Annotated in this window: 4 protein-coding genes; 3 read left to right on the top strand and 1 reads right to left on the bottom strand. The window is 73.9% G+C overall.

All coding sequences use genetic code 11. From position 1 onward, the window contains the following. The 3 genes from ACO2Q3_RS15040 to ACO2Q3_RS15030 all read left to right on the top strand — a co-directional run. On the top strand, nt 1-2582 hold a 2582-nt coding region (locus ACO2Q3_RS15040; protein WP_423307861.1), incomplete at its 5' end, for an ABC transporter substrate-binding protein. After that, complete coding sequence (locus tag ACO2Q3_RS15035; RefSeq protein WP_423307859.1) at nt 2579-3406, top strand: ABC transporter permease; 828 nt, start codon at nt 2579-2581, stop codon at nt 3404-3406. The genes ACO2Q3_RS15040 and ACO2Q3_RS15035, both read left to right, overlap by 4 nt. Beyond that, nucleotides 3403-5028 (top strand): dipeptide ABC transporter ATP-binding protein, encoded by a 1626-nt coding sequence (locus ACO2Q3_RS15030; protein WP_423307857.1) that lies wholly within the window; start codon nt 3403-3405, stop codon nt 5026-5028. Before ACO2Q3_RS15035 ends, ACO2Q3_RS15030 begins: the two co-directional genes overlap by 4 nt. Nucleotides 5029-5218: 190 nt before the next feature. Here ACO2Q3_RS15030 and ACO2Q3_RS15025 read toward each other — a convergent pair whose 3' ends face one another. Continuing rightward, nucleotides 5219-6553 (bottom strand): hypothetical protein, encoded by a 1335-nt coding sequence (locus tag ACO2Q3_RS15025; RefSeq protein ID WP_423307855.1) that lies wholly within the window; start codon nt 6551-6553, stop codon nt 5219-5221. Between the last annotated feature and the right edge of the window lie 23 nt (nt 6554-6576).

Genomic DNA, 6576 nt, shown 5'->3' with positions numbered 1-6576 from the left:
CCCTCTGGGGGAGGGGGACCGCGAAGCGGTGGAGGGGGCTCCAGCGGGACGCCGGCCGCGCCCTGCTCCTTGCGCTCATCCTGGCCCTCTTCGCCGCCCCCGCCTTCGCCCGCGACGTCGTGCGCTACGGCATGCAGCTGGAGCCGCCGATCCTGGACCCCACGTCCGGCGCGGCCTCGGCGATCGACGAGGTGGCGACGGGGACGATCTTCGAGGGGCTGGTTCGCGCCGGGCCGGGCGGGACCATCGCGCCGGCGCTGGCGGAATCCTGGGAGATCGCGCCGGACGGACGGCTCTACGTCTTCCACCTGCGCCGAGGCGTGCGCTTCCAGGACGGATCGCCGTTCGACGCCAGCGTGGTCAAGTTCTCCCTCGACCGGGCCCGGGCGCCCGGATCGCTGAACGCCCAGAAGACCTATCTCAGCGTCATCGACCGGGTGGAGACGCCGGACGCCTATACCGTCCGCCTGGTGCTCTCGCGCCCGTCGGCGGTGCTGATCCACGTGCTGACCTGGGGCGACGCGGCGATGGTGTCGCCGCGCACGGCGGCGACCGACGCCACCCGCCCGGTCGGTACAGGCCCGTTCGCGCTGAAGGCCTGGCGGCGGGGCGAGTCCATCACCCTGGCGCGCAATCCGGCCTACTGGGGCGCGCGGCCGCGCCTGGCCGGCATGGAGATCAGGTTCATCGCCGACCCCACCGCGGCCGCGGCGGCGATGAAGGCGGGGGACCTCGACGCCTTCCCCGGATTTCCCGCGCCGGAGACGCTGGCGGAATTCCAGCGCGATCCGCGGTTTTCGGTCCACGTCGGGACCACCCAGGGCAAGACCATCCTGGCGCTGAACAACGCCCGGGCGCCGTTCAGCGACCTTCGCGTACGCCGCGCCCTGGCCTACGCGATCGACCGCAAGGCGATCATCGACGGGGCGATGTTCGGCTATGGCCAGCCGATCGGCAGCCACTTCCCGCCCGGTGACCCGGACTATGTCGACCTCACCGGCCGCTATCCGCACGACGTCGCCATGGCCAGGGCGCTGCTGGCGCAGGCCGGCTATCCGCACGGCTTCGACGCCACCCTGCGCCTGCCGCCGCCCAGCTACGCCCGGCGTTCCGGCGAGATCGTGGCCGCGCAGCTCGCCCAGGCCGGGGTGCGGGTCCACATCGAGACCCTGGAGTGGGCCCAGTGGCTGGGTCGCGTCTATGGCGACCACGACTTCGACATGACCATCGTCGCCCACACCGAGCCGATGGACTACGGCATCTACGCCCGCGACAGCTACTATTTCGGCTACCACAGCCCGGCCTACCAGGCGCTGATGACCCAGGCCGACGCGGCCGTCGATCCGGCGCAGCGGCATGTCCTGCTGGGCGCGCTGCAGCGTCAGATCGCCGAGGACAGCGTCAACGTCTTCCTGTTCGAACTGCCGGCGCTGGGCGTCTGGGACCGCCATCTGCAGGGCGTCGCCATCGACCAGACGGTGCAGCAGAACGGCATGACCGGCGCCTGGTTCGACGAGCCGGCCGGCCCCGCCGCGGCGGCCGGGGCGCCGACGGCCGACGGCGCCAAGGGCTGGGGCCTCGGCCTGGCGCTGGGCGTCGCGGCGCTGCTGATGGGCCTCGCCGCCCGCGCCCTCGGGCCGGCCTACGTCGCGCGCCGGGCCCTGGCGCTGAGCCTGACCTTCCTGGCCGCGACCCTGGTGATCTTCCTGCTGATCCAGGTGCTGCCGGGCGATCCGGCGGCCTACATGATGGGCCTGAACGCCAACCCCGAGGCGGTGGCGGCGCTGCACGCCCAGCTCGGCCTCGATGCGCCGGCATGGCGACGCTACCTCGGCTGGCTGGCCGGGATGGCGCATGGCGAGCTTGGCCTGTCGTACACCTACCGGACGCCGGTGGCCGGGCTGATCGGCGAGCGGCTGCCGGTCTCGGTGGCGCTGACGGGCCTGGCCACCCTGATCGCGCTCGCCATCGCCCTGCCGGTCGGCCTGTTCGCCGCGTCGCGCCGCGGGCGGCTGGGCGACGGCCTGGCCATGGGCGCCGCGCAGGTGGGCATGGCGCTGCCGAACTTCTGGCTGGCGATGCTGCTGGTGCTGGTGTTCGCCGTCGGCCTGCGCTGGCTGCCCTCGGGAGGCTTCCCCGGCTGGGGCGACGGTCCCTGGCCGGCGCTGAAGGCGCTGATCCTGCCGGCGCTGGCGCTGGCCCTGCCGCAGGGCGCGATCCTCGCCCGGGTGCTGCGCTCGGCCCTGATCGAGACCCTTGGCCAGGACTATGTGCGCACCGCCCGCGCCAAGGGCCTGAGCCCCGGCCAGGTGCTGGTCGGCCACGCCTTGCGCAACGCCCTGATCCCGACCTTGACCATCCTCGGCCTGCAGCTGCCGCTGCTGGTGGCCGGCGGCGTGATCGTCGAGAACGTGTTCTACCTGCCGGGGCTCGGCCGGCTGGTGTTCCAGGCGATCAGCCAGCGCGACTTGATCGTCGTGCAGGGCGTGGCGGCGCTGCTGGTGCTGATCATGGTCTGCGCCGCCTTCGTCACCGACCTGGCGTATGCGGCGGCCGATCCGCGCCTCAGGACGCGCCGATGAGCCGGATCCCGCGCCTGGCGCCGGGCCTGGTCCTCGGCCTGACCCTCACCGGCCTGTTCCTGGCGTCCGTGCTGCTGTCGCTGGTCTGGACCCCCTACGACGTGGCGCAGGTCGACGTCGCTCACCGCCTGCTGGCGCCGTCCTGGGCGCATCCGTTCGGGACCGACCATTTCGGCCGCGATGTCCTGTCGATGATCATCGCCGGCGCCCGCAACTCGCTGCTGGTCTCGGTGGTGGCGGTCGGCATGGGCCTGTCCGTCGGCGCGCCGCTCGGCCTGTGGGCCGCCGCGCGCGGCGGATGGATCGAGGAGCTGGTGATGCGCGGCGCCGACCTGGTGTTCGCCCTGCCGGCGCTGCTGCTGGCCATCCTGTTCACCGCCGTGCTGGGACCGGGCGCGCTGAACGCCATCATCGCCATCGGCGTCTTCAACGTGCCGGTGTTCGCCAGGGTGACCCGCGGCGGGGCGCTCAGCCTGTGGACCCAGGATTTCGTGCTGGCCGCGCGCATGGCCGGCCTTGGCCGGGCCGCGATCAGCCTGCGCCACATCCTGCCCAACATCGCCGGCCTGCTGATCGTCCAGGCCACCATCCAGTTCTCCGTCGCCGTGCTCGCCGAGGCCGGGCTGTCCTACGTCGGCCTGGGCGCGCAGCCGCCGACCCCGAGCTGGGGCCGGATGCTGAACGACGCCCAGACCATGATCGGCTTCGCCCCCTGGCTGGCGATCTTCCCGGGCCTGGCGATCGCCCTGACCGTGCTGGGGCTCAACCTGCTGGGCGACGGGCTGCGCGACGCCCTGGACCCCAGGCTGGAGCGGCGGCGATGACCCCGCCGCTGCTGCAGGTGGAGGGGCTGTCCCTGACGCTGGAGGGCCGCCCACTGCTGGCCGACGTCGGCTTCGAGCTCGCGGCCGGCGAGATCCTCGGCCTGGTCGGCGAGTCCGGGTCCGGCAAGTCGCTCACCGCCCTGTCGATCCTGGGCCTGCCGCCGGCGGGCGCCGTAATCTCGGGAGACGTGCGGCTGGCGGGCCAGTCGCTGCTGGGCCTGACCGAGCGCGAGATGCGGCGGGTGCGCGGCGCGCAGATCGGCCTGGTGTTCCAGGAGCCGATGACGGCGCTGAACCCGCTGGTGACGATCGGCGACCAGGTCGCCGAGGTGTTCCGCCTGCATCGCCGCCTGTCCCGGCGCGCCGCCCTCACCGAGGCCGGGGCGGCCCTCTCGCGCGCCGGACTGCCCCCGGCGCAGGTCCCGCTGAACCGCTACCCGCACCAGCTCTCCGGCGGTCAGCGCCAGCGCGTGGTGATCGCCATCGCCACGGCGCTGAGGCCAAAGCTGATCATCGCCGATGAACCCACCACGGCGCTCGACGTCACCACCCAGGCGCAGATCCTGGAGCTGCTGCGGTCGCTGGCGCGCGAAGATGGCTCGGCCCTCATCCTGATCACGCACGACCTGGCCGTGGTCGGCGGGCTCGCCGACCGGGTGGCGGTGATGCGCGAGGGGCGGATCATCGAGACGGGGGCCACGGCCGGCGTCCTCGCCGGCCTGCCCGATCCCTACGCCGGCGTCGCCCTGCCGCCGCGAGCGCCGTCGCACGCCGCGCCGGTGCTGGAGGCGCGCAAGCTGGTGCGCGCCTATCCCGGCGCCCGCCGGGGCTGGCGCCGTGGCGAGCCGTTCCGCGCGGTCGACGGCGTGGACCTGGTCCTGCGCCCCGGCGAGCGCCTGGGGCTGGTCGGCGAGTCCGGCTCCGGCAAGTCGACCCTGCTGCGCGCCCTGCTTGGTCTGGAGCCGCCCCAGGGCGGTGAGGTCCAGGTCGACGGCGTCCGTTTCGATGACCGGGCCAGCCGCCGCCGGCGCGCGACCGTGCAGGCGGTGTTCCAGGACCCCTACGGCAGCTTCGACCCGCGCTGGCGGGTGGCGGACCTGGTGGCAGAGCCGCTCGGTCTGCTGGACGATCCGCCGCGGGGCGCCGAGCGACGCAGGCGCGTGGTGGAGATGCTGGCGCAGGTGGGCCTGCCCGCCGAGGCCGCCGACCGGTTCGCCCATCAGTTCTCCGGCGGCCAGCGCCAGCGCATCGCCATCGCCCGGGCGCTGATCACCGCGCCGAAGGTGGTGCTACTGGACGAGGCGGTCTCCGCGCTCGACACGCCAGTGCGCGCCGAGATCCTGCGCCTGCTCGCCCGACTCTCCGACGACCTGGACCTGGCCTGGCTGTTCGTCACCCACGACCTTTCCGTCGCGCGGGCGGTGACCGACCGGCTGATGGTCATGCAGGCCGGCCGGATCGTCGAAGCGGGCCCCACGGCGCAGGTGTTCGCCGACCCGCAGCATTCGTACACCCAGGCGCTGATCGCGGCGGCGAGGGGTGCGCGCGACCGAGCCGGCCCGGCGGCGCCCTCACCACACCCTCTACCGTCATCCTCGGGCGCCAGTCCCGAGGATCCATGAACACGGTAAGCGAAGTCGCGAGCGGCAGCGGAGCGTTGCTGCGGCGGCAGCCGCTCCGTCGTGACGCGCCCTTCGAAGCGCGCCAATCCTTCACACGCGTGCCTGGACCCTCGGGACGTAGCCTGTCCCGGGCGGGCCGCGCCGCGGCGCGTCCCGGGGCCCGAAGGTGACGGAATCTGAGGGGGGCTGGTCACCCCTTGTCGAACCCCGCGACCTGGTTCAGCCGGGCCCAGCTGCGGGCGAAGGGGGCGGGCGCCTTGCCGGTCGCGTGTTGGGCGGCGGCTCGCCAGCGCGTTTCCGCCGCCTCGGCCTCGGCCCAGCAGACGTCCACGGCGGTTTGTACGGCGCGGCCGCCCTTCGCCAGCGCCTCGTCCATCCGTGCGGCGAAGGCCGCCTCCAGACGATCGCGCTCCGGGGCCAACTCGGCCAGGCAGGCGGCAAAGTCGGCGTAGGCGGCGCGGTGCAGCTGCTCGTGGCGCCACCACAGGGTCTCGCCGTCGTACCGGTCGCTGGGGGGCGGGCCGTGGGCCGGCAGCGCGGCGCCGAATACGAACGGCTTGAACAGGCTCAGGCACGGCGCCGAGGTTCCGGTCACCCAGTGCAGGGCCGGTCGCGTGCGGCGGATGTCGCTGACCAGGGAGCCGACGCTCTGGCTGCGGCGCGGCCCTTCGGCGGCGTGCATGCAGAGCGTGCGGCCGACGGTGTGCGCCGGATGCCAGTCCGGGTCGTTCTCCGCCGCCTCGCCGTGGTCGCGCAGGATCGCCATCATGCCCAACGCGTCCAGGGTCCCGCGCCGGCGTTGCAGCAGCGCCTGGCCCCTGGCGCAGCGCAGACGCCCGCGGGAGATGGCGTCGCGTTCCTCGTCCAGCAGCCGGCCCGCGAAGTCGAACCGCCCGTCCCCGTCCGTCCAGCCTTCGGCCGCCGCGTGCGCCGCCAGCGCGCCGCTGACCCGGTCCGCCCGCGGTCCGATGCTGAGCGCGTTGGACAGGGCGCGAAGGCCGCCCGCGACCTGTTCGACGGCCCACCAGCGGCCGACGGTCTCCAGCACGAAGGCGTGCCCGGCGTCGGCGACGATGAAGCTGTTGTGGTAGTAGAAGCGGGCGAGATGGCCGCAGTCGCCGCCCTGTCCGTGGCGCTCCAGCAGGGCGATCATCACCTCCAGCGCCTCGGCCGCCGTGGCGCCGCGCTCCAGGCCCAGGCGCACCAGGTCCATGCCGATCAGCGACCGCCGCCGCGCGGCGGGGACCTTGGCGAACACCGCCTCGTTGCCGATCACCACCCCGTGCTCGTTGGCCCCCATCTCCGCGCCCCACATCCAGAACGGGCGGCTGAGCAGGCAGGCGTGGGTCTGGGCGACCTGGGGGATCGCCACATAGGTGAGTTGCAGGGGCGCGCCGGCGGCATGCCGGGCGCGTGGGCTGAATTCCAGGCCCTGCGCCTCGTTGCGCTCGCGGTCGCTGTTCTTGCCGAAGATCGCGCCGCCCGTGGCGGTCGCCGGCGCCAGGCCGACCAGGGTGTCGCACATGCGGTTCACGCCTCCCGCCCCCG

Source organism: Caulobacter sp. KR2-114, assembly GCF_049446115.1.
Taxonomy (GTDB): domain Bacteria; phylum Pseudomonadota; class Alphaproteobacteria; order Caulobacterales; family Caulobacteraceae; genus Acaudatibacter.
Note: the sequence above shows the minus strand (reverse complement) of the source record. Positions and strands in the feature narration are given on the sequence as shown.

Coding starts and splice junctions, on each gene's coding strand:
- ACO2Q3_RS15030 (WP_423307857.1), top strand. CDS start 3,403: ATGACCCCGCCGCTGCTGCAGGTGGAGGGGCTGTCCCTGACGCTGGAG.
- ACO2Q3_RS15035 (WP_423307859.1), top strand. CDS start 2,579: ATGAGCCGGATCCCGCGCCTGGCGCCGGGCCTGGTCCTCGGCCTGACC.
- ACO2Q3_RS15025 (WP_423307855.1), bottom strand. CDS start 6,553: ATGTGCGACACCCTGGTCGGCCTGGCGCCGGCGACCGCCACGGGCGGC.